Below are 21,063 nucleotides of genomic sequence, written 5' to 3'. Positions count from 1 at the left end.
GGATTATGAGGGGCCATAAGGATTTGGACGAGCTGGACTATAAGATCCTCTCCTTACTGATGGAGAACGCCCGCAAGGGGGTTAGGGAGATAGCGAGAGAGCTCAACGTGTCCCCCGCGACGGTCCACAACCGCTTGAAGAAGATGCTCTCAAAAGGGATAATAAAGGGGTTCGTGCCGCTGATGGACTTCTCCGTCCTAGGGTACCAAGTGACCGCAATAATAATGTTGAGCGTCGAAGGCTCAAAATTGAAGGAATTGGAGGAGGAGCTGAAAAACATAAAAAACGTAATTGCTATATATGACATAACCGGAGATTACGATGTACTGTTGATTGCTAAGTTTAAGGACGTGAAGGCTTTAGACTTCTTCGTTAAGGATTTGCTAGAGAGGAAGGAGATCAAGAAGAGCGTCACCCACATAGCTTTCAACGTGGTCAAGGAGGACTTCAGGGTTCCCCTTTAGGGCGCTCCTCTTCGCGGTCCTCCAAGTAAATGTTCCACACCACCCTCATCCCTCCGCACTTAGGGCAAGGCCCCTCAACCATGCCTACGAAGTCCCCCTCCCTCCACTCCCTCTTCTCCTCGTAACCGCAGTTGGGACACTTGACCACAGTTACGTACTTCTTTTCCTCCTCTTTCTTCTTGTTCAAAATGAAAGTGGCGGCCAGCGCCGTGAGCACCCCGGCCAACGTGGCGGCGGTCATGAGGGCGAGGAGGTATAGGTCGTCGTTCAAGTCGTTCCCCCCAGCCGGGGCCCACCGAAATTAATAACCTTGCGAGCACGGCTGGGCTCGGCCGTGGACGTAGAGAAAATCTTGGCGAAGATAGACGGAAGGGGATACAAGGCTTACAAGGAGCTCAAGGGGGTTCGGTTCTCCGTAGGGCGCCTCGCCTTCGAGGTCGCGAGGGTGCAAGGGGACCCCTTCGCGCCCCCCAGCGTGGTTAGGGCCGAGGCCCCGGCCCGGTGCGACCTCCCCTTGCCCGCGGAGGACTACTTCCTAAGGAAATTATACGCCTCCTTGAGGGCGTACAGCTCCAAAATGGGGGAGGGGAAGAGCGGCCTCTTGGCAGTTCCCAAGCCTTCGAACGCTATCCTAAGGAGGAGTTCAGTTAAATGCTTCGGCAATAAGATAGCCTTCAGAATTTGGGTCGGCTTGCCCTCCAGGGGAAGGAGGGTCTTGGCCGACCGCGCCTCGGAGCTGCTCTTGAGGAAGCTCCCCAAAGCCGTTGAGGAGGCGCTTTCAAGGGACGAGGACTTGGAGCGGTGGAACAAGGTCTGGAAGGTACAACAAGAGATAAGGAAGAAGATGGCCGAAAAAGGGTTGATAGCCTTCGTGGCGGACGGCAGCGTCTTGCCGCGGAGGTGCGGGGACTGCGAGGAGCCCTTGGAGGGGGCGGTGCCCTTCGAGAGCCCTCCCAGCCTGAGGGTGGAGATAGAGACCAACGAGGGGCCTATAAGCGGCATGGGGGTCCGGAAGGGGATAACCTCCGTCACCGGCCCGGCCTTCCACGGCAAGACCACCTTAATAGAGGCGTTGGCAAAGGGGGTTTGGGACCACATACCGGGGGACGGCAGGGAGTTCGTACTGAGCGACAAGAACATGTTCTACGTTAGGTCAGAAGACGGGAGGCGGGTGGCGGGAGTGGACGTCTCCACTTTCATAAAGCTGGAGGGCTCGGAAAGGTTCTCCACGGACGACGCCTCCGGGGCCACCAGCGCGGCGGCCTCGTTTCAAGAGGCGGTAGAGGCGGGCTCGAGGGCCTTGATAATAGACGAGGACTACACCGCCACTAACTTCTTACACTTCGACGAGAGGTTGAACGAAATATACGATATAAAGACTGTCGAAACGTTGTCGGAGAAGTTGGAGAGCTTGAAGGAGTTCGGCTTGAGCTTGGTGCTGGTCTCCGGAGGCTCCGCACCCGTGGTGGCGCGTTCTGACACGGTAATTTACATGAAGAACTACAAGCCTCACGACGTCACCGAGAGGGCTAAGAGGATAGAAGTAAGGGCGCCCCCGAGCGAGTACTCCCCTCCTAGGGCGAGGGAGCTCCGCCGTCCGGGGGCGGAGAAGGTCAAGGTAAGGGGGCCTTGGCTGGAGAGCAAGTCTTGGAAGTCCCCGGTGAAGACGGAGGCGAACGTACACTTGGAGGAGGAGGGCCAGCTGAACTTCCTCGCCAAACTCTTGGAGAGGCCCTTCTCCGGCAAGCTGAGGGACCTCCGCGTCCCTGACCCTTGGGACGCTTGCGCGGGCCCGGAGTGCTCGGAGGTGAGGGCGCTGGACCTCGCGTTCGTCATTAACAGGGCGCCGGACCTTGAGGCGGTCTCTTGGGAGGCGATGACGACACTTGGCCGGCAGAGAGCTCCCCGCGAGTGATGACAGGTTACGGGCGCCGAGCCCCCGTTCCCCGGGAACGGGGTTTGGGGGCGCTCTGCTCTCTAATCTTAGTAGTCCACAACGTAACATTGAACGGCCTGGCCCTCCAGTACTTGGGCTACTGGAACGACACGTTGGAGCTCCCCTTGACGCTCCCGAACTTCTGTTACCGGGCCCGCGCGGACGGCGCCCTCGTGGAGGTGTGGCGGGAGGGGGAGGCCTGCGCCCAGTCGCTCCGCTCCGTAAGGCTATTCATAAAAATTAAGAACGAGACGACGTTGGTCTTGAGGTACGATAACTCTTCAATTACGTTCGGGAAAACTTACCTCTTCTGTTCCAACAACACTGCGAGGCTAGTCGAGCTCGTGAAGGACCCGGAGGAGTTTTCTAACAAGACTTTGAAGCTGAAGCTGCTCTGCCTGGGGCACTCGAGGCCCGTCAACTTGCCCGGCCCTCCCGGGGGCCCGCTCTCCAAGTGCGATAGCGTAGTTACGGACGGGACCGCTTGGGTTTACGCAGCTGGCCTCTGGTGCCCCGAGCCGGAGGAGGTCGTAGCGATAGCGAAGGCGGTGGCGCGGGGGTCGGCGCCGTACTTGGAGGTGAAGGAAGTCCTCCGGAAGGAGCCTAGGTAGTTCAACAAATCCTAGGCACCAGCTCCCCGCTGGGCTTCTCCAAGAGCCTCAGCCCGCCGACGGGGGTGCGCGATATCACGTAGCCGGGCTTGCCCTTCCTCAGCTCCCCTATTATCGCGGCCTCCTCGAAGCCCGCCTTCCTCAAGACCTCCAGCGCCTCCTCCGCTCTGTCCCCCTTAACTACGAAGACCGCTTGCCCCTCGCTGGCCAAGGCCAGGGGCTCCACCCCCAGCATCTCCGCGTACTCCTTGACGGCCTCCCTTATCGGCACCCTAGCCTCCTCGACGTATACTGTGGTCTTGCTCCTCTCCGCGAGCTCGTTGAGAGCCATAGCCAAGCCCCCTCTGGTGGGGTCCTTAGCGGCCTTCAAGTCCTCGCCCAACGCTTCCCTCAACGCCTTAACTGCTGGCCACACCGGCCTGACGTCGCTCTTCAGCGTCTTCACTTGTAGGCCGAACTGGAGGGCGAGGATGGTGGCGCCGTGGTCGCCCACCGGCCCGGTGACTAGGACCTTGTCCCCCGGCTCCCCCCGGTCTAAGGTCAGCAAGGGTCCTTCTGCTATCCCTATACCGACGGTCGAGATGACTATTTTATCTACGCTGCCCTTTGGCATGACCTTAGTGTCCCCTCCGAGCAGCGCCACGTTTAGGGAGTTCGTAACTTCGGACATAGATTTCAATATCGTCTTTAAGTCGCTTAACTTGAACCCCTCCTCAACTATTATGGCGTCCATAAGCGCTTTGGGCTCTGCGCCCATTACTGCGACGTCGTTGAGGGAGCCCGTAGCGGCGAGCTTGCCTATGTCGCCCCCAGGGAAGAACGGGGGGCTGACAGTATAGCTGTCCACGGAGACCACTAAGTACTTGTTGTCCCCTATGGGGACCGCGGCCCCGTCCTCCAAGTCGTCCAGGCCCACGCTCCCCAAGCTCCTTATCTTGAACAAGGGAAGTATGAAGTTCTTGATGAACTCTTCGGTTTCCCTCCCTCCTCCCCCGACCGCTAGGGTAACGCTCAAGGCTTGGGTCCCAGCGGTCGGCTACGACAAAACGTTATATTGTACTCGCCAGCCCCCCGGCGGGCGCGGTGAGTGAAGGCGGCTGTGTTCCACGGCTACGGCTCCTCGCCCACCAGGATAAAGTGGCTTGTGAAGGCTTTCAAGGAAGTCGCCGATGAAGTGATAGTTCCGACGCTCCCCAGCGTCCTAGCGAAGGCTTGGGAGGCCACCAAGGAGTTGGAGGCGGACGTTTACGGGGGCCACAGCATGGGGGGCGCCTTGGCCCTCTTGCACTCCGCCTCCAAGGGGAGGCCCGCGGTCGCGGTCGCCCCTCCGACGAACTTGAGGAAGCAGCTCGCTCACTTGAAAGAGAAGTTTCCGAAGATATACGAAGACATAACCAGCCAAGTTGACGAGGAGGTTATGATAGAGCTGAGCCCCATAAACATGGAGTTCAAAGCTCCAATCCTCGTAATACACGGGACAGAGGACAAGGTGGTGCCCTTAGAGCAGAGCTTGGAGTTCTGCGAAAAGGTCAAGGAGTGTCACTTGGTAGTGGTGGACGGGATGGGTCACAAGCCGGTTACGGAGGCCGAGAAGGAGCTGGTCAGGAGGCACGTGGTCGAGTTCTTGCGCTCCCTCAGCTGACGGGCCTCCACACTATCCCCAGCTCGTCGGCCCTCTTGCGGGCGGCCTCTACCTCCTCCGCGCTCACCGGCCTCGCTATGTCTGGCCAACGCTGGGGGAACTTGAGCACCAAGTACTCCGGGCGGTACTGCTCCATTATGTTGACTAATACTTTATCCTTAACGTTCTCGGCTATCCACTCGAGTATCGGGAACGTATCGCACTCTAAGTGATTGGGCATAACCAAGTGCCTTATTATCATGTCGCCCTTCTGGGCGGCCTTGTATATGTTCCTGGTCACCACTTCCCTATACCTCCTCACGCCGCTCAGCCTCCACGCGCAGCGGTCGTCCCAGTACTTGAAGTCCGGGAGCCAGATGTCTATTATATCTAACAACAGCTCTAACAGCTCCTCCGTCATGTACATGTTGCTGTTCCAAAGTTGGGGAACGTTGACCTTCAAGTACTTTAAGCTCTCAATTATGATGTGGGCACTCGGGATGGGGTCTCCCCCGACGTGGTTCACGTTCCTCGCCCCCTCGCGCCGGAGCCTCTCTTGGACCCTCGCCAGCTCCTCCGGGCCCAGCGCCGGGGCCTCGGTAGGCCTCTCTTGGCTTATGTCCCAGTTCTGGCAGAACACGCACTTGAACGGACAGCCGCCGTAGAAGATCGTGCCGGAGGGGACTAAGGGGGCCTCCTCTCCTAAGTGGAGGAAGGCCGAGTGGACGTAGGCCTTGTGGTCCACCAAGCAAGCTCCCCTGGCCTTCCTCCGGTCCACCGGGCAGCGCCTCTCGCACAGCCTACAAGGGGGCCCCAAGAGCCTCTTAGCGAGCTCCACCTTGACGTCTAAGAAATTGTTCTTCACCTCTTTAAACCACTTCCCCCTCTTGGCCTCTTCCCACCTCCTCTCGAACTCTTCCCTCAGCGTCGAGTGAAGCTCCCAGAGCTCCCTCTCGCTCAGCTCCTCCGGCCTCGCCTCGGCGGCTATAGACTTCGCTATCAAGAACTTAGCTTGGGCGCGGTTCAACATTACGTCTTTATACCAGCTCAGCCTCTCGTTCACCGCCGGGTCCTTCCACACCGCCACCGAGTCGGGCCTCAGCAGGAGCCAAGACATGCCTTCGACACTCTCGTCCTACGCCTCCGGCGTCCAAGGGTTTTGAGTGTCGGCTGTCTCGTTAGAAAACCTTATCCCACTTACTTATTTAGAGTTCTTGGATTTAGAGAGCGGTGGTTCAATGACTTCCGGAATGGGAGCGTTCCTTGCCGGCCTCAGAGCGACCTTCAACAACCCGCTGACTAGGACCTTGTTGCGCAAGGCCTCCAAGAGGGTCACGTGCGAGATAGGCGGAAGGACGGTCACCGAGAGGGTGTCTTTCTTCGCAATGGCGGAGTACGCCGGGGAGAAGGTGAGCTGTCCTTCGGCCATCTTAACGAAAAGCTTCATAAAGTTTACGATATCCACAATTGCTAAGCTGTTCAAGGTAAAGGAAGAGGAGGTCAAGGCAGCTCTGTCCGACCCGGCCGTGAGGAGGGGGCTGGCACTGGTCCTAGAGGGCTTGGCCCTCTACGGCGTCTCGGTGCCCCAGAAGTTCCCCGCGCCCTTCTTGGTGGTCTGGAACTTCACCAACATGTGTAACTTGCGCTGCAAGCACTGCTACCAGAGGGCCGACAAGCCCCTACCCAACGAGTTAACCTTGGAGGAGAAGTTGAACGTAGTAGAGCAGTTGGACCGCGCGGGGGTGGCGGCCGTAGCCTTGAGCGGCGGCGAGCCCACCATACACCCTCACTTCTGGAGGGTAGTCAAGGAGCTGAGCGACCGCTTCATATACGTCGCGGTGGCCACCAACGGCTGGCTCCTCGCGGACAAGAGGATGGCCGAGAAGGCGAAGAGGGCCGGGGTTAGGTACGTGGAAGTCTCCGTGGACTCGGCGGACCCGAAGAAGCACGACGAGTTCAGGGGGATCCCCGGGAGCTGGAAGAGGGCCGTTAAGGCGCTGAAGAATGCGGCCGAGCTGGGGATGAACGCGGCAATGGCAACTACTGTAACTAGGCTGAACGTGGACGAGGTAGACGATATATTGGACTTGGCGGAAGAGATAGGAATAAAGAGGGTGGTCTTCTTCAACTTCGTACCAACTGGAAGAGGTAAGGAGATAATCGATTTGGACTTGAGTCCCGAAGAGAGGGAGGAGTTCTTGAAAAAGATAGCCCTAGAGATGAAGAGGAGGAACTTGGAGATAGTGAGCACCGCCCCCCAGTTCGGGAGGGTCTGCTTACAAGCGGGCCTAGGGATAGTGGCCCCCACCCACATGTACGTCGGCAAGCCTGAGGAACTGGACATGGATAAGGTGATAAGCGCCTTGGCGGAGTTCGTGGGAGGCTGCGGCGCGGGGAGGATCTACGCGGCCTTGGAGCCGGAGGGCACCGTAACCCCGTGCGTGTTCCTCCCGGTCCCCATGGGCAACGTAAGGGAGAAGGACTTCAGGGAGATATGGGAGACCAGCGAGCTGTTCCAGAAGCTGAGGGACAGGAACAACTTGTGGGGCTTCTGTAGGACTTGTCCCTACCGCGAGATATGTGGTGGTTGTAGGGCTAGGGCCTACGGGTACTTCAACGACCCCTTGGCCCCGGACCCGGGGTGCATATACAACAAGAAGTACTACGAGCAGCTCAAGTCTAAGGCGCTCGTCGCGACCAGCGGGCGCTAAAACTTAAAATCTAAGTTTAGGAGAAGGCTAGAAGGGTCACGAACCTCATGAAGGGCAACGTCCTATATTGTGAGATGTGCGGGAGGCCCATCTACGGCAAGGCGTACCGGGTCTACATAGAGGGCGCGGAAATGGTGCTCTGCGAGTCTTGCTTCCGCTCCGTCAAGGCCAAGGTCGCTCCTCTCCCCAAGAAGGAGCGGAAGGCCGCTCCGAAACCCAAGACCAAGAAGGTCGTTGAGTACGTAGTGGTGGAGGACTACGCCGAGAGGGTTCGGAAGGCTAGGGAGCGCTTGGGGCTGAGCAGGAGGGAGCTGGGCATGAAGGTCGGGGAGCACGAGACCGTGATCAAGAGGATAGAACTAGGGCGCTTGGAGCCGGACTTGGAGCTCGCGAGGAAGCTGGAGAGGGTGCTGGGGGTGGAGCTGGTGAAGAAGGTAGAGTACGAGGAGAGCGAGGCCCCCAAGTTCCAAGGCCCCGCGGAGCTCACCTTGGGCGACGTGGCGGTGCTCAGGAAGGAGTGAGGCCCAAGCGCCTCAACACCCCTTCCCCCCGGAACTCCTTGAGTACCCTCCTAGTTACGGTGACCTCCTCCCCCGTCAGCGGGTGTAGCCTTTCTTCAGCACCTCGACCCTCTCCAAGAGGGTGCCGAAGGCCTCCGGGGGCAAGCGGACCTCCTTCAAGGCTTGGGAACAAGGCTTCCTCGCGACGGAGGAGGCGTAGTTGCACACGGTCACCTTAAGCCTCCACATAACGTAGGCCTTCCAGTCGCCCGCCAAGACCACGCGGCCGTCGAACCACCCCGGCGGGAGGGGACTCACCTTCACGGAGAAGTGGGAACCCAAGAAGGAGGAGAACACGGAGACCAGCTTCTCCACCCTCCCCCCGAAGGGAGGGAGCTTGCAGTAGACGCTCACCTCGTCGCTGGAGACGTAAGCGGAGTCGCAAGAGTAGTACTCCACCAACTCCTTGGCGGACGAGACCAAGGCGTTGTGAAGCCTTTCGTCTCTATGCTTGCCCAACAGCTTGGAGTACTTCCCGAAGCTAACGCCGTCCATCCTAACTATTACGGGCCCCTCAACCCTCAAGTTTGAGAAGGGTTCCCTGTCCTTCAGCCAGTCGTAGGGGAGGCGCTCAAGCCTCTCCCACCACGCACTCGGGCGGGACGTAGCTGCACACCCTTACGTGCTTCCCTGCCTTGTAGATTTTTATTCCTCTCTTCCTCAAGCACTCCCCGTCCACAATCAAGACCTTTATGCACTTACCCTTCCTCCTCGCGTTCTCTATAGCCTCCTCTAAGCTGGTGGTGAGGTGGACGAAGTTCCTCTTCATAGGTTTTATGCCCTCCTTGAGTATGGCCCTCGCGGCCTCGCAAGAGGTTCCGTGGTAGAGTAGTGTTTCGTAGGACTCCTCCAAGGTCGGCCTGACGTACTTCACCGTGTGTCCGTACCTCGCCCTCACCTTGTCGCCCCTCAGCTCGTATCGCCCCTTGTCGTCCTTGGAAATGACCTCTAGCACGTGTTCCTTCGAGACCCACGGGAAAAACTTCCTCAACTCGCGTACGAGGGAGTCCAGGCTGGCCCACCCCTCCGGGTCCACGAAGCCCTCCTTGTGCCTCAAGAGGTAGGTCATCTTCTTGCTGAGCTTAACCCTCGTCTTGTCGTCCAACAAACTCTCTGACCCTCGGGGACGACTTCACCTATAGCTCAAGGCCGCCTCCGCGAGGTAGAGCTCGAGCTCCTCCTCGGAGGGCTTGGGCTTGGGGAGTTGAACTGCGGTCTGCACGTTAGACCCCGAGCGTTAATTCGAGCCGCCCCTTAAAGGTCGGTGTCTAACGCTCTGTTCGGCAATAGCCCGGATACATCAGAGGAACACGTTAAATTTGCGCGCGAGGCCAGAGGCTATTGATGAAAGGATGCGCGTGCCGCTGTACGTCGAGGCCTCGAAGCTCACTGTAGTCGTGTTCGGAGGGGGCAAGGTGGGCACCAGGAGGGCGCAGAAGTTTGCCAACGCGGGAGCGCGGGTGAGGGTCGTCGCTAAGGAGTTCAGTGAGGACCTTTATTATTTGAACGTAGAACTGGTTAAGTCCGACCTAGAGAGGGAAGATGAAATAAGGAAGCTCATTGAGGACGCCGACATAGTTGTAATAGCGACAAACAATAAAGAGGTGAACGACAAGATATTTAGAATTGCTAAGGAGATGGGGAAACTGGTCAACGACGCCACCGAGGCCTCCCGCAGCGACGTCCACGTGCCCTTCGAGGCGGAGGTGGACGGGATAAGGATAGCGGTGACCAGCGAGGGGGCCTCCGGCGTCGCCGCTCACGTGGCGCTCGCACTAATTGAGAGGTGCTTGAAGAGCAACGAATTCTTCAAGAGGATAAACGAGTTTGCCAGGAGGTTCAAGCGAGAGCTCAAGGAACTCATAGACGACCCCAAGAGGAGGTTCGGGCTCTACTGGTACGTGATGTTGCAGAGGGACATAATCGAGATGGTGAGGGAGGGCAAGATAGACGAAGCCTTAGAGAAGGCCTTAGCTATAGCTAAGAGCTACGAAGGCGAGGGGATGACGGACGTCAAGTACGCTCTCGGGAAGTTTCTCGAAGAATGGGGCGACGAGCTACTAAGAGCGTGGCCTTGACCCCGGGCGGGTCGAAGAATGTTATCTCCAGCTTGTTCCCCCTCGCCACGTACAAGTTATACGTAGAAGGGCTCCACCAGACGGAGGTTGCGTTGCTTACTTTCCTAACTGTAGCTATCTCCTTGCTCAAGTTTGAATATATCCAACACGCCTCCTTGGAGCACAGCGCGGCGAAGTCGGAGTAGGGCGACCAAGAGATCAGCTCCACCCCCTTTAGCTTGAACTCCTTTAACTTCTCCCCGCTGTTTAAGTCTATTAACTTCACGCCCTCTCCCGTGGACAAGAGCAACAGCTCCGCGTTCGGGGACAAGGAGGCGGCCCTCCACCCCTCTACGGCTATGTTTATTATCTCCTCCCGGAGGGTGACGAGCGATATGTGGTCCTCGTAGTAAATTGCTAGAGCGGGAGTTGAGTCAACCAAGCACCACTCCGCACTCTTGGCAGCTCCTTCGACCCTCTTCAAAATGGTCCACGTTCCCTTCCTCTTAGAGATCACGTCTACTTTGTCCTTCCTTATTATAGAAGTCAAGTAACCGTAGGGAAACGAAACCACGTCCATCAAGTCCCTCACGACGGCTATTCTTTCCTTGACGTCCGGGCCCACCAAGTAGAGGCTCCCGTCGGGGAAGTAAGCGTAGAAGGAGCGGCGCGGGGCGGACAAGGGTTCCACTAAGAGAGCCTTGAAGTTGGACAAAGGGTCAAAGGTGCGTACGTCTATCGCTACGGCGGAGCCCAAGTTCTGGAGGCCCAGCACCCCTCCTCTCTCCCTCACCTTGGTCGCCTTTATATTAAACGTAAACACGTTTTTCATATTGGTAACGATATCTACGTCAGTAACGAATGGGGTTACTGGAACGCCCGTGAGGGCCCACGCCTTAACGACGAAGGAACATTCCTTTTCACAGAGGAACTTCAAGTACCCGTCCTCGTACGTCACCTTCTTCGGGGCGTTCTTTATTTTCTTGATAACCTGAATTTTGTAGGTCTTCGCCCTGCTCACGACGTCCCTCAAGATCTTGGGGGCCCGGACCTCAGAACACTGCCCCTTGGCGCCAACTAGCGCGTACACCGAGGTCCCTCCCACGTCCGGCTCCACGTGGGTCACGAGCGTTCGGCATGTCAACCTTTCACCCCCTTCAAGAGCTTCCACAACAGACACGAGAGCCTCGCCGCGGCGAGCACGGCCTCCGAGCCGCCCGCTCTGCCCATTCTCTTTAATAATTTCCTTAACTCCTCCTTACCCAACGCTTTTTCTGCCTCCTCCAAGCTTCCCGCTTCCGCTATGACGCACGCGCGTTCGTCCGGGTACAAGGAGTTTATGAACCTCACTAAAACCTCTGTGACCGCCCCCTTGACTACGTCGTAGAGCTCTTCCTTGCTAGCTACCATCACGTCCTCGAACATGAGGTACTTGACGCCCAACTTGTCTGCCAATAGCTTGGCTTCTTCGTTGGCCCACCCCGAGCCCATGACCATAGGCTCCGCCCCTATGGCCTTCGCGTTGGCGTACGCTTGTCTGACGGCGCTCACGTCCACTTTTCCGGACTTGACCTCTACCGCGAGGGGCCCGGGAGGGGGCTTGACCAACAAGTCCACCTCCGCCACCTCTTTGTCCCCGACCTTTACCGGCGCGTTGACGCTCACCACCTCGAAGCCCATGGATCGGAGCACCTCCTCCGCCAACCTCTCGCTCCTCGCCCTCCTCAAGGCCCTACACTCTGCGGCGAACGCTCTAATTCCCCTCTATGACTCTGTCCCGGGCCTTATGCCTTGAAGAGGGCTCTGGCTATCTTGGTGACGTTGGCGCTTGTGTGGGCGGCCGAACAGAAGCCGCTGCCGCCCTCGCCGGTCTACTTGGTCCCCGAACGGGCGAACTTGACCCTCGGCCACTTAGGATCCGTGAGGCTCAAGGTCTGCAACCCCTCCGTCACCTTGATCTCTTATGCAACGTTCCAGCTCGCCACGGAGGACGCCGCAGTCACCCCCTCGACCTTCTCCGTAGGAGACTTGAGACCGAGGCAGTGCAAGGAGGTCATACTGAACGTCCTCCCGTTGAAAGAAGTAATTAGGTTAAGCTTCGTTGCCAGCGCGGCCTACGCGTTGGGGAACTCCAAGGCCCTCGGAGCGACCTCGGGCTCCTTAACGCTCTTCGTCCGCTCCCCCCAGCTAGTCATGGAACCCGTGGAGGTGTCGGAAGTAGGCGGCAACGTGACCCTGAAGTTCAGGAACGTCGGAGAGGCGCCCTTTAAGGGCAATATAGTAATCACCAAGCCCTTCTTCGCGACGCTCCCCTTGGAGGTCCCCCCGGGAGGGGAGGGAGCAGCGAAGGCCGAGGTCCCGCCCACCTCTCCGGGGAAGTACGAGGTCGAGTACAAGGCCCGCTACGGGAAGGCGGAGCTCGAAGGGAAGGGCTTGATGATAGTTAACCCGGACCCCCGCGTAACGTTCAAGTTAGGAAAGGTAATAGAAGTATGCTTCCCTAGGAAACAACAATTCGTAATTAGGTTGTTCTCCCGTAATGCCGCCCCCGAGCCGGACTCCTTCAAGCTGGAGCTGAAGGGGTGCACGACGCTCAACTACACAGTTACGCCCTCCTCCCTGCCCTTTACGTTGAGCGCAGTAGCCAAGGCCGGTAACCTAGTTCTGAATGACAGCGTCGCTATGAGCTACTGTGACGTAAGCTTCAACGCGACGGAGCTGTGGGCCGGAGTGGACAACGCGGTGGAGGTTAAGGTCAACTGCCCCCTCCCGGTGAAGGGCGCTGTAACGCTCGAGCCCAGCCCCGGGGCCGTTGACCCCCCGACCTTGCCCTTGCCCGGAGGCGCCTTCGTGTGGTCCCTCCCCACCTCAGCAAAAGAAGCTATCTTGAAAGTAAAGATGTTTGGGAAGACGTTTGCATATAATTTCAACGTTAAACCGTTCAACCCGGAGTTTACGGTAACCTTCGAGCCCCGGAGCGTCGTGGAGGGGAGCGTGGTCCGGGAGAGGATGTGCGTGGAGAACGCGTGGAACAAGGCAGTAAAGGACGTGATCGTGAAAGTCGAAGTCAGCAACTGGTCGAGCGTAGCTACCTTCGACGAGGTCGCCCCCTCGCAGAGGGTTTGCCTGGAAGGCTTGGTCGCGGTCCCTTGGGAGGTGGAATCACTCAAGGCCAAGGTGAAGATAGTTGCGGGCTCCTACAGCTTGGAGAGGGAGGAAGAGCTAGAGGTCAAGCCCAACCCGGAGGTGGCGGTCCCGGCCATCGAGCTGGAAACCAAGAGCTTGGGCGTTGGAAAGGACGTAGTTACGATAAGGGTCAAGAACGTCGGGAGGGGCTACGCGAAGGGGGCGGGGCTCAGCCTCTCCTCGCCCTACTTGCTCTACCCCAGTTACGTGTACTTAGGCGATATGCCTCCAGACTCTAGCAAGGTTATAAACGCTACGTTCTTCGTACCCAAGGACGCCAAGTCTGTTAAGTTGAACGCGGCCTTGAGCTACTGCTCCGGCCCCTTGGGAGGCACTTGCCTACCGTCCCAATTGAAGAAGGAGTTCGAGGTGCCGGTTAGGAACTACGTCCCCCCGAACTTAGTAATAGCCGTAAAGGGCGAGAAGCTAAGGGGCGGGAAGTCCAACGCGGTCTACGTGGAGCTCGCCAACTCCGGGGGCGACGAGGCGAGGTCCGTCACCCTCTCGGCCTCCTCAGGGGACTCGGACGTAACGCCGAGCTACTTCATGCTGGGAGATATACCGCCGGGCAAGAAGGTTACCTTAAAGCTCTTTGTAACCCCACCGGAGAGGGCTGAGGAGGCGGAACTGAAGCTGGAGGCCCGCTACACGGACCCTTGGGGGAGCTCCTACTCAGCCTCCTTTACCAAGAAGTTCAAGGTGGTTCCCAAGCCTTCCCCGCACGTAGCGGTAAACATGCTAACTACCATACTCAAGACAGGAAAGTCCGTTCTAAGGTTCGAGGTATTTAACGACGGCGAGGTCCCGGCGAAGGGGGTGGAGCTCTACGTCTACTCCTCCGGCTTACCCCTCTCCAAGAGTTCCTTCTTCATCAAGGAGCTAGCCCCGGGCCAGAGGGCCTTGGTGGAGGTGCCTTGTTCCCCCAACTACCCCGGGACGTACTCAATAACTGTGAGGGTGAGGTACGGAAACGTCAGCGACACGTTTAACTACAAGATAAGCGTGGCGACCGGCCCCGTGCTCAAAGTTCACGACGCCGCCACCTTCCCGGAGGAGCTCTCCCCAGGCTCCTCCGGAATACTGGGCTTCTCGCTGGCCAACGTGGGAGACCAGAGCGCGGCCGACGTCAAGATATCTGTGGAGGCGAAGGGGATAAGGTTCACCAAGAAGACCCTCTTCCTCCCGAGGCTCTCCCCCGGGGCGGACGTGCCCGCGGTGTTCCCCTTCGAGGTCCCCGCGGAGGCGGAGCCCGGGACGGTGCCGGTTACCCTGAAGGTCTCCTACCTCTTCCAAGGCGAGAAGTACGAGAAGGTGTTCTCAGCCAGCGTGATAGTTAAGCCGAGAGTCAAGCTATCTGCCGAGAGCTTGGGGCCGGAGGCGATGGCCCTCGCCTTGGTGGTGCCAATAATTTTGCTCCTCTTAATTAAAAGGAGGAGGTCCAAAACGGTGGTGATAGAATGAAGTACGCGGAGCTCTTCCTTATGAGCTTAAAGGACATGAAGAGCGGCGGCTTGAGGTCCCTCTTAGTGGTCATGAGCGTTGCGGTGGGCGCCGCGGCCTTGATAGCCTTCGTCTCCCAAGCGGAGGGCTTGAGGGTCAACGTGGAGAGGCAGTTCAGGGGGCTGGCGGCGAACGTCATAATCTTGAGCGCGCGAGAGAGACCCTTTTCCTTGGAAGACGCCTTGGCCTTCAAGGCCGTTGAGGGGGTCACGGACGTGTTCGGGGTTTCGGTGTTCAGAGCTAAGGTATCGGCCTCCGGGAAAGTCTGGATACTGACCTTCGTGGGGCTGAACGAAAAGGCGTTCTTCTCCCTTTTCCCCTCCGCGAAGCCGCGCCTAGGGCGCTTCTCCCTAGCCCCCGGCACGGCGGTGGAGGGCTGGCAAGTGGCTAAGGAGGTCTTACTCCCCCCTGGCACAGTGAAGTTCCAAGTGGGTAAGGAGGAGTACTACGTAACCGTCGTGGGAGCTTTGGAGAGCCTCGGCTCGAGCCTCTTCGGCTTCAACCCGGACAAGTCGATAATGGTCTCTGAGGAGCTAGGGACGAGGGTGGTCGGGGGTTACAATGTCCTCTACTTGGTCGCCGAGAGCCCCTCCAAGACGAAGGAAGTGTTGAAGAGGGTGAGGCCCTTGGCAGAGCTCATGGACGCCGAAGCCACCGCGCCCTTAAGTTTAATAAACATGTACTCGTCCGCGGCGGAGTTCGCTGAGAGGTTCTTGTTCATGATGTCTATGATAGCTTTCGTTGCGTCTGGCTTCGGAATAGCTAACACCATGATGATAACTGTCCTCGAGAGGAGGTCTGAAATAGCAGTTATGAAGGCAATAGGCTACTCCCCGAGGGACATATTGCTTTACTACCTATTCTTGGCCTCATCCTTCGGGGTGGTAGGAGGAGCCATAGGCTCTGTAATAGGCTACTTCTTGGCGGACGCTGTGAACAAGTACGTTAATGTAATAGGGGCCCAGCTGAAGAGCTACATACAAGCGGAGTTCTTGAAGACCGCCAAGGCTTACGTGAGCCCCCAGCTGGTCGCTGAGGCGGCGCTCTTCTCCGTGTTAACCGCCGTGGTCGCCGGCCTCTACCCGGCCTACAAGGCCTCCAAGCTTGACCCCGTGGAGGCCCTCAGGGGGGAGTAAGAGCGCCACGGCCTCTTCGGAGGCCAACGAGAGCTCCGCGAACGAGACGAGGGAAACGGCCTTCGCCTCCCCTCCCTCCCAGAGGACGAGGACCTCATGGTTGGGCCTCAACAAGCAGTTAACTTCCTTTAAGTCCTTCTTCCTTATCGCCCTCCCCTTGGGAGGGGAGTTGAGGGTCACCGAGCAGAGCTCCCTCAGCGCGCGGGGCGAGAAGCTGGCCCTAGGGGGCCTTAAGGCCTCCAAGGGTTCTTCGGAACTCAGCCCCTTCCCGTAGGCCCTCTTGGCGATGACGTTGAACAGCTCCCTCGTCCCGTAAGTCCCCTCCCCCACCGGGTCCCTCTCCGGGCTGGAGTCGCAGAGCTCGCACCCCTCCGGGACCGGCGACTTGGGGAGGGCGTTCCTCTCCCTCTCGAAGTAGCCCCTCCACTTGCCCAAGGCCTCTGCAAAGGCCTCGTACAGCCTCGGGTGGCTGTGGGCGAAGGCTATCGCCCACTTGTGGAAGGTGCCGTAAACTATCCTCTCCCTTATTTCCTTCACCATTTTAATTGCTGCGTAAAGGTTGTGAAGGGCTAAGAACTTGGTCCTCTCCTCCTCGCTCATGGACAGCAAGTCGCGCGGGGAGAGGGAGGAGCAAGCGGGGCAGTCGCAGGGGAACTCCCTCATCATTACTAATTCTTCGAGCCTAAAGGTACCAAACGGCGTTAAGTACCTACCCTCCCTCGCCGCTATAGCGTACATGGCCGAGTCGAAGAGGTCCACGCCTAGGAAGGCCAAGAGGGGGAAGGCGAGCGGGTGGCCGGCCCCGAAGGCGTGCACCGCGGCCTCCGGCGGCCTGGAGGCGAGGACCGGGAGCACCGCGTTAACCAACTCCTTGAACTTGTACTCTTCCATCAAGGGAACTATACCCCCCACGGCCAAGAGCCTGGCCCCGGCCTCGGAGTACCTCCTCGCGACGGCCGCCCTCACGTCCGGGTAGAGGCCCCCTTGTACCGGGGCGCTCACCTCCTCCTTCAGCTCCCTCGCCCTCAGCCACCTCCGGAAGCTCACCTCCGCCTTCTTCGCCGCTACCTCCTTGCTGTCCGTGGGCAAGCTGAAGAGGTCCACGGGCGTTATTATGTCGGAGCCGGCGCTTATCTGGTACCTCACCGACTCCTCCGGGTCCACCCTCACCCCCCTGCTGTACGCTTGAAAGGTCCCCGAGTCGGTGTATAGGAGGCCCTCCCACCCCAAGCGCTCCTTCAAGTTCGTTGGGCCTACCTTCTTCTTAGCTATGAAGGCTGAGGTCATTATTACTTGGACCCCGGCCCTCCTCATCTCGTCCAAGGGGACGAGTTGCTTCTTCGGGTCCGGGTCCACCACCGCCAAAAGGGCGGGGGTCTCGACCTCGTAGGCGCCTACCTTGAGCTTCCCGGCCCTCGCCGGCCCGTCCCTGGCCTCCGGCTCCCAGATCAAGCTCTTCCCGGGCCCGGGCAGTCTCAGAGTTTCCTCTTGTCTATAACCCCGGGCCCCTCTCCCGAGGGGCTACCGGGAGAAAGGCTCGTAAGTCAACACGTAGGACTTCATCAGCCCCTCGTCCACCACGCCTACCAAGAGCTTCTCGCCCCAGTGGGCTTGGACCCCGTAGCACTCGTCGCTGTTCCCCTCCAAGCTCTGGGAGAAGACCAAGTTCCCGCGCAAGTCGAAGACAGAGACCCCGCAAGAGGGGACCGCCACGTAGAGGCAGTCGGGGGATATCCAAGGGGTGCCCGTCACCCCCTTCACCTCGCCCACGGGCTCTGGGTCGCCCAAGTCCTTCACCGCCAACAAGGCCAGCGCCGAGGCCTCCTCGTCGTTCACTAACAAGAGCGTGGAGCCGCAAGAGGAAGTTACCCTCCAGCTGCCGTTGCCCAGCTCCACCTCCTTCACGACCTTCCCATCTTCGTGGGAGAGGGCTAGAGCTCCGAAGGGGGTGCCGACGTATATAAGGCCCTTCGCCCTCGCCGCCCCCCTCGCGGGGCCGTAAAGGCCCCTCCAGAGCCTCTTGCCCTCCAAGCTGTAGGCCACCACGCCCTCCTCGTAAGTCAAGTACACTACTTTGTCGTCCAACAAGACCCAGTTGGGGGCCACGCCTACTTCGAACTCCCTCAAGGGGGTTCCGTAAGAGGTTATCAAGATCTTAGTGCCGTAGTAAGTAGCGCACACGCTCTCCTCGCAGCTCACGAGCTCGGCCGGCTCCTCCAAGCTGAGCTCGTTCTTCACGTTCTCGTCGAAGAAAGTCGCGAAGCCTCCGCCCTCGTACTTGGCCCCCACCGCCGCGCCCCACGAGAGCGCGGCCAGCTCCTTGCCCTCCAGCTCGAGCCTCAACCCTTCCCCCTCCCGAGCCTCTCGTGGGCCCTCGCGAGCTGCCTTGCCGCGAGGGCCGCGAGCAGGTTTAGTTCGCCGGCTAAGACGCTTGCCCCCACGATCTCGGCGAACTTGAGGGCGTTGGTGCCAGGGGGGTCGCCGCCGCCGGCCACGCCGAGTATCTCCAAGGCCTCCCTCTGGGTCTGCAGCCTAGTCCCCCCGCCCACAGTGCCTACCTCCAAGCTGGGGAGGGTGACGGAGATGTACAAGTCCTCGCCCCTCACTTCCGTCCAAGTGAAGCCCATGGAGGACTCCACTATTTGCGCGGCGTCCTGCCCGGTAGCTAAGAATATCGCGGCTATTATGTTGGCGAAGTGGGCGTTGTAGGAGAAGGAGCCCGCGAAGGCGCTCCCGGCCCAGTTCTTCCTCTCGTTTACCTCGTGCACCGACCTCGCGTCGGTCTTAAGCACCCCCTCCAGTACCTCCTTCTTTATCAAGGCCTCGGCCACCACGTACTTCCCTCTCCCCAAGAGGACGTTCAAGTGGGCAGGCTTCTTGTCGACGCACATGTTGCCGGAGAGGGCCACGCACTGGGCCCTCCCGAAGTTCTCTTCAATGTATTCGCACGCCTTCTCGGTCGCTATCGTTGCCATGTTCATTCCCATAGCATCGCCGGTAAAGTAGACGAAGCGCAGCCACACGTTGTTCCCCATGACGAACGGCTGTATTTCCTTCAGCTTCCCGTGGCGCGTGGTGCTTTCAGCAACCTCCTTTATCTCGTTAAAGTGCTCCTTAACCCACTCCACGAGCTCTTGCGCGGTCGCCACGTCTGGGACCCTGAACACCGGGGCTCTAGCCATCCCATCTTTCAACACCTTTACGTTTGCGCCGCCGGACAAGGTAACGGCCTTCATCCCCCTGTTGACGGAGGCGACCAGGGCCCCCTCGTGGGTGGCCAAGGGGACGTAGAACTCCCCCTTGGCGTAGTCCCCGTTGACCTTGATGGGTCCGGCTATGCCCAAGGGAATTTGAACCGCCCCTATCGGGTTCTCTATGTTCCTTCCCACGAGCTCTTCGAAGTCGAGTATGGTTGAGGCTATGCCGGGGAGGAGCTTGCCTATCCTCTTTTCTAAGAACCTCCTCCTGACCAGGGCGGCCAAGTTAGGGTTTAGGACCTTGTCCAGCTTGCTTAAGCTCAGCTCGCCCTTCTCCAACATCTCTACGTACTTTTCCAGCTCGTCCAAGGCCGGCTGCCCGGAGGGGGTGAGGGGAGTAAGGTCATAAACGTCTGAGAGTGGAAAAAGCTTACTTCTTCCTCTCGTCCAAGAACACTTGCAGCTTGTAGCCCTTCCAGACGCTCTCGCCGGGCCTTATCCACTCTATCTCCACGTCCTCCGGGCTCAGGCCGAGCTCCCTCGCTATGATCTCCCTTGCCTCCTTGTCGTACTCCGGAGGGGGCGGTATGGGCTTCCTGGTCTCCACCTTTATCTTCAGCTTGTCCATGTTGTCGTCGTAAACTACTATGTTGTAGGCGCCGGTGGTGTCCGGTATCTGGCTCACCGCGTTCTCGACCACTATGGGGAAGAGCAGCTTGCCCTTTACCTTGAACATCCACTCCACTCTGCCCGGTATGAGCTCGGCGAACCTACAGTGGGTTATGCCCAGCTCCGGGGTGGGGTCGCATATGAACTCGTTCTTCACGTAGTCGCCCAGGCTGTACCTTATCAAGGGCATGGTGTAGTGGGTCAGCAAGGTGGCTATGAGCTCTCCCCTCTCGCCCTGGCCCGCCGGCTCGCCCTCGGGCCTCTCCTCGTAGCTGCCGGGCACCACTATGTCGAAGATCTGGGTGTCCTCCCAGAACACCAAGGTCCCGGGCGCGTCGGGGGGCTCGATTGCCATGTGACCGTCCGTAGTGCCCCAGACGCTTATGACCTTCTCGACGTTGGGGTGGACCTCCATCAGCTTCTCCTTGGTCTTCTCGGCCGCTGCCCCTCCGTGGAGCAAGAGCACCTTGAACGGGGTCACCCAGCCCTCCAGCTTGGCTTGCTCGCCTATCCAGCGGTGGAGCCACGGGGTGGTGGCGAAGACGTCAACCTTCCACAGCTTCATTATTAGCATGTGCCTGTCCTTCCAAGTGAAGAAGGTCTCGCCCCCGCCGGCGATGGCGGTGGCGCCGCACCTCCACATGGCGGTCTCCACGAGGGGCGGGCCCCAGCTGTAGAAGCCGCTCATGTTGAGGTAGTTCGCATAGACTACGCCGGGCTTGACGCCGGCGAAGGTCCACAAGTACCTAGCTTGCTGTTCCTCGAAGTAGTCCAGCTCCACCCTGCCCCAGCCTTGGAAGGTGGGCATCCCGGTGCTGCCGGAGGTGGCGCCCACGAAGTGTATGTACTTGGCCAGTTCCGGAACCATTATGGTGCCGTAAGGCGGGTTCTTCTGCAAGTCCGCTCTCAAGTCCTTCTTGGTGAGGACCGGTATCTTGACCACGTCCTCGTGAGTCTTTATCATGTCCGGGTGGAAGCCCTTGCTCTTCCAGAACTTGCGGTAGAACTCGCTGTGCTCCCACGCCCACTTAACTATGGCCTTGAGCCTCTGGGTCTTTATCTTCTCCAGCTCTTCCCTGGGCATCCTCATAATTTTGGGGTTCCAGAGGACCTCGTCCCTCTTAGGGGGGTAGTCCGTCCTTATGAAGCCCTCTTCCCTGAACCTCCGCCCTTCCTCCAAGTACGCCCCGAGGGGGGTGGCCCTCGAGTAGCGCTCGAACACGACTGCTCTACCGCTAAGCACGGAGGGCCGGGGCGGTTTATAGGCATGTATTGACCGGCATATACTCGGATTATTTGAGCGTTACGCTTGAAACTTTCCCTTCGGAAACCGTCTGACTGAAATTTTCGAGGTCAAGGGAGAGTACTCAAAATTTAAGTATATTTCCTTGGTTCGGGTCACAAAAGCGTGGGGG

20 protein-coding genes are annotated in these 21,063 nt (G+C 58.9%); 9 read left to right on the top strand and 11 right to left on the bottom strand.

Translation table 11 applies throughout. From position 1 onward, the window contains the following. Positions 1–5 precede the first annotated feature (5 nt). Positions 6–464, top strand: coding sequence for an Lrp/AsnC family transcriptional regulator (locus tag IGNI_RS02555; protein ID WP_011998529.1), 459 nt, complete (start codon positions 6–8; stop codon positions 462–464). Here the strand turns inward: IGNI_RS02555 and IGNI_RS02550 are convergent. After that, the gene (locus tag IGNI_RS02550) at positions 448–735 is read right to left on the bottom strand and encodes a hypothetical protein (RefSeq protein ID WP_011998528.1); all 288 of its coding nucleotides are present in this window, start codon (positions 733–735) and stop codon (positions 448–450) included. The genes IGNI_RS02555 and IGNI_RS02550 overlap by 17 nt on opposite strands. A 39-nt stretch (positions 736–774) precedes the next feature. On the opposite strand from IGNI_RS02550, the gene IGNI_RS02545 reads away from it, so the two are divergent. Together IGNI_RS02545 and IGNI_RS02540 are read left to right on the top strand one after the other, a co-directional pair. Continuing rightward, on the top strand, positions 775–2,379 hold the full coding sequence (locus IGNI_RS02545; protein ID WP_011998527.1) for an ABC-ATPase domain-containing protein: 1,605 nt from the start codon (positions 775–777) through the stop codon (positions 2,377–2,379). 44 nt (positions 2,380–2,423) lie between these two features. Then, the gene (locus IGNI_RS02540) at positions 2,424–3,011 is read left to right on the top strand and encodes a hypothetical protein (RefSeq protein WP_011998526.1); all 588 of its coding nucleotides are present in this window, start codon (positions 2,424–2,426) and stop codon (positions 3,009–3,011) included. 1 nt (position 3,012) lies between these two features. Here IGNI_RS02540 and hypE read toward each other — a convergent pair whose 3' ends face one another. Beyond that, entirely contained in the window at positions 3,013–4,026 is a 1,014-nt protein-coding gene (gene hypE, locus IGNI_RS02535) for a hydrogenase expression/formation protein HypE (RefSeq protein WP_011998525.1), read from the bottom strand. Positions 4,027–4,098: 72 nt separating this feature from the next. Here hypE and IGNI_RS02530 point away from each other — a divergent pair, with 72 nt between their 5' ends. Continuing rightward, positions 4,099–4,653, top strand: a complete 555-nt coding sequence (locus tag IGNI_RS02530; protein ID WP_148202216.1) for an alpha/beta hydrolase family protein — start codon at positions 4,099–4,101, stop codon at positions 4,651–4,653. On the opposite strand, the gene IGNI_RS02525 is transcribed toward IGNI_RS02530, so the two are convergent. Continuing rightward, the gene (locus IGNI_RS02525; protein ID WP_011998523.1) at positions 4,646–5,749 is read right to left on the bottom strand and encodes a radical SAM protein; all 1,104 of its coding nucleotides are present in this window, start codon (positions 5,747–5,749) and stop codon (positions 4,646–4,648) included. The two genes, IGNI_RS02530 and IGNI_RS02525, sit on opposite strands and share 8 nt — an antisense overlap. 121 nt (positions 5,750–5,870) lie before the next feature. Between IGNI_RS02525 and IGNI_RS02520 the strand changes: the two genes are divergently transcribed. Together IGNI_RS02520 and IGNI_RS02515 are read left to right on the top strand one after the other, a co-directional pair. Beyond that, positions 5,871–7,343: a radical SAM/SPASM domain-containing protein gene (locus IGNI_RS02520; protein WP_148202215.1), complete on the top strand. Its 1,473-nt coding sequence runs from the start codon at positions 5,871–5,873 to the stop codon at positions 7,341–7,343. Positions 7,344–7,390: 47 nt separating this feature from the next. Continuing rightward, entirely contained in the window at positions 7,391–7,864 is a 474-nt protein-coding gene (locus tag IGNI_RS02515) for a multiprotein bridging factor aMBF1 (protein WP_011998521.1), read from the top strand. A gap of 75 nt (positions 7,865–7,939) precedes the next feature. On the opposite strand, the gene IGNI_RS02510 is transcribed toward IGNI_RS02515, so the two are convergent. Together IGNI_RS02510 and IGNI_RS02505 are read right to left on the bottom strand one after the other, a co-directional pair. Then, positions 7,940–8,455: a tRNA(His) guanylyltransferase Thg1 family protein gene (locus IGNI_RS02510; RefSeq protein ID WP_083756881.1), complete on the bottom strand. Its 516-nt coding sequence runs from the start codon at positions 8,453–8,455 to the stop codon at positions 7,940–7,942. Between the two features lie 19 nt (positions 8,456–8,474). Continuing rightward, positions 8,475–9,011: an RNA 2'-phosphotransferase gene (locus IGNI_RS02505; protein ID WP_011998519.1), complete on the bottom strand. Its 537-nt coding sequence runs from the start codon at positions 9,009–9,011 to the stop codon at positions 8,475–8,477. Positions 9,012–9,222: 211 nt separating this feature from the next. On the opposite strand from IGNI_RS02505, the gene IGNI_RS02500 reads away from it, so the two are divergent. Further along, the gene (locus IGNI_RS02500; RefSeq protein ID WP_011998518.1) at positions 9,223–9,981 is read left to right on the top strand and encodes a precorrin-2 dehydrogenase/sirohydrochlorin ferrochelatase family protein; all 759 of its coding nucleotides are present in this window, start codon (positions 9,223–9,225) and stop codon (positions 9,979–9,981) included. Here the strand turns inward: IGNI_RS02500 and IGNI_RS02495 are convergent. Both IGNI_RS02495 and IGNI_RS02490 read right to left on the bottom strand, forming a co-directional pair. Further along, a complete protein-coding gene (locus tag IGNI_RS02495; RefSeq protein ID WP_011998517.1) occupies positions 9,917–11,104 on the bottom strand; it encodes a hypothetical protein in 1,188 nt (395 codons plus the stop codon). The two genes, IGNI_RS02500 and IGNI_RS02495, sit on opposite strands and share 65 nt — an antisense overlap. Next, positions 11,101–11,688, bottom strand: a complete 588-nt coding sequence (locus IGNI_RS02490; RefSeq protein ID WP_011998516.1) for a restriction endonuclease — start codon at positions 11,686–11,688, stop codon at positions 11,101–11,103. The genes IGNI_RS02495 and IGNI_RS02490 overlap by 4 nt, the downstream gene beginning before the upstream one ends. Before the next feature lie 63 nt (positions 11,689–11,751). Here IGNI_RS02490 and IGNI_RS02485 point away from each other — a divergent pair, with 63 nt between their 5' ends. Both IGNI_RS02485 and IGNI_RS02480 read left to right on the top strand, forming a co-directional pair. Beyond that, the gene (locus IGNI_RS02485) at positions 11,752–14,607 is read left to right on the top strand and encodes a COG1361 S-layer family protein (RefSeq protein WP_052569962.1); all 2,856 of its coding nucleotides are present in this window, start codon (positions 11,752–11,754) and stop codon (positions 14,605–14,607) included. Beyond that, a complete protein-coding gene (locus tag IGNI_RS02480; RefSeq protein ID WP_011998514.1) occupies positions 14,604–15,782 on the top strand; it encodes an ABC transporter permease in 1,179 nt (392 codons plus the stop codon). Before IGNI_RS02485 ends, IGNI_RS02480 begins: the two co-directional genes overlap by 4 nt. Here IGNI_RS02480 and IGNI_RS02475 read toward each other — a convergent pair. The 4 genes from IGNI_RS02475 to IGNI_RS02460 all read right to left on the bottom strand — a co-directional run bounded on the left by IGNI_RS02475 (position 15,702) and on the right by IGNI_RS02460 (position 20,870). Then, on the bottom strand, positions 15,702–17,234 hold the full coding sequence (locus tag IGNI_RS02475) for a tRNA-ribosyltransferase family protein (RefSeq protein WP_011998513.1): 1,533 nt from the start codon (positions 17,232–17,234) through the stop codon (positions 15,702–15,704). The genes IGNI_RS02480 and IGNI_RS02475 overlap by 81 nt on opposite strands. A gap of 69 nt (positions 17,235–17,303) precedes the next feature. Next, a complete protein-coding gene (locus tag IGNI_RS02470) occupies positions 17,304–18,125 on the bottom strand; it encodes a hypothetical protein (protein ID WP_011998512.1) in 822 nt (273 codons plus the stop codon). Continuing rightward, a complete protein-coding gene (gene hmgA / locus IGNI_RS02465) occupies positions 18,122–19,348 on the bottom strand; it encodes a hydroxymethylglutaryl-CoA reductase (NADPH) (protein ID WP_011998511.1) in 1,227 nt (408 codons plus the stop codon). Before hmgA ends, IGNI_RS02470 begins: the two co-directional genes overlap by 4 nt. Before the next feature lie 61 nt (positions 19,349–19,409). Next, entirely contained in the window at positions 19,410–20,870 is a 1,461-nt protein-coding gene (locus tag IGNI_RS02460; protein WP_202943258.1) for an acyl-CoA synthetase family protein, read from the bottom strand. Positions 20,871–21,063: the final 193 nt, after the last annotated feature.

Source organism: Ignicoccus hospitalis KIN4/I (assembly GCF_000017945.1).
Lineage (GTDB): Archaea > Thermoproteota > Thermoprotei_A > Sulfolobales > Ignicoccaceae > Ignicoccus > Ignicoccus hospitalis.
Note: the sequence above shows the minus strand (reverse complement) of the source record. Positions and strands in the feature narration are given on the sequence as shown.

Excerpts from the sequence above, each read along its gene's own strand:
- IGNI_RS02480 (WP_011998514.1), top strand. The coding sequence starts at position 14,604 with ATGAAGTACGCGGAGCTCTTCCTTATGAGCTTAAAGGACATGAAGAGC.
- IGNI_RS02515 (WP_011998521.1), top strand. The coding sequence starts at position 7,391 with ATGAAGGGCAACGTCCTATATTGTGAGATGTGCGGGAGGCCCATCTAC.
- IGNI_RS02555 (WP_011998529.1), top strand. The coding sequence starts at position 6 with ATGAGGGGCCATAAGGATTTGGACGAGCTGGACTATAAGATCCTCTCC.
- IGNI_RS02520 (WP_148202215.1), top strand. The coding sequence starts at position 5,871 with ATGACTTCCGGAATGGGAGCGTTCCTTGCCGGCCTCAGAGCGACCTTC.
- IGNI_RS02525 (WP_011998523.1), bottom strand. The coding sequence starts at position 5,749 with ATGTCTTGGCTCCTGCTGAGGCCCGACTCGGTGGCGGTGTGGAAGGAC.